This is a genomic window from Delftia sp. DLF01 (genome assembly GCF_014852125.1).
In the GTDB taxonomy this organism is placed as follows: Bacteria; Pseudomonadota; Gammaproteobacteria; order Burkholderiales; family Burkholderiaceae_C; genus Comamonas; species Comamonas acidovorans.
This window is the reverse complement of the sequence record NZ_JACVAZ010000012.1, coordinates 1-749: the sequence shown is the minus strand read 5'-3', so window position 1 is coordinate 749 and position 749 is coordinate 1. Positions and strand designations below refer to the sequence as shown.

The 749-nt window shown below is 52.1% G+C and carries 2 tRNA genes and 1 rRNA gene; all 3 read left to right on the top strand.

Features of this window, described 5'->3' with window-relative positions:
- A 16S ribosomal RNA gene (locus tag IB269_RS28910) occupies positions 1 to 219 on the top strand; the annotation flags it as partial.
- A gap of 85 nt (positions 220 to 304) precedes the next feature.
- Positions 305 to 381, top strand: a tRNA-Ile gene (locus tag IB269_RS28905).
- 30 nt (positions 382 to 411) lie between these two features.
- Positions 412 to 487: transfer RNA gene (locus IB269_RS28900), tRNA-Ala, on the top strand.
- Positions 488 to 749 lie beyond the last annotated feature (262 nt).

The following is a 749-nucleotide window of genomic DNA, read 5'->3' as shown; positions in this document are numbered from 1 at the left end:
ACTGCGTGAAGTCGGAATCGCTAGTAATCGCGGATCAGCATGCCGCGGTGAATACGTTCCCGGGTCTTGTACACACCGCCCGTCACACCATGGGAGCGGGTCTCGCCAGAAGTAGGTAGCCTAACCGTAAGGAGGGCGCTTACCACGGCGGGGTTCGTGACTGGGGTGAAGTCGTAACAAGGTAGCCGTATCGGAAGGTGCGGCTGGATCACCTCCTTTCTGGAAAACTGCTGTTCAAGTTGAACGCCCACACTTATCGGTTGTTGGAACAAGCCATGTGCCCTGGTTGCAGGGTGTGTGGACTGGGTCTGTAGCTCAGCTGGTTAGAGCACCGTCTTGATAAGGCGGGGGTCGTTGGTTCGAGCCCAACTAGACCCACCAAGATTCCAATGTCTGGTTGTCGAGGATCCCGGGGGATTAGCTCAGCTGGGAGAGCACCTGCTTTGCAAGCAGGGGGTCGTCGGTTCGATCCCGTCATCCTCCACCAAGATCGCGCTGGTGGCAGCAGCTTGAAAAAGCGGCTGGAGGAAGCGAAAAGAGCACGAAAAAAGCGTGCTATAATATTTGACTCAACACTAAAGCAGTCTCGTGTGAGACTGCTTTAGTGTTGATAGTTATCAAGCTATCAATCGGCTGTTCTTTAAAAATTCATAGAGTCGAAATCAGCGTTGCTGACGGAAAGAGATTTCAATCTCACCGTGCCGTCAGCAACATTTTGATTGCGTCAAAACGAATGAAACTTTGTTTTA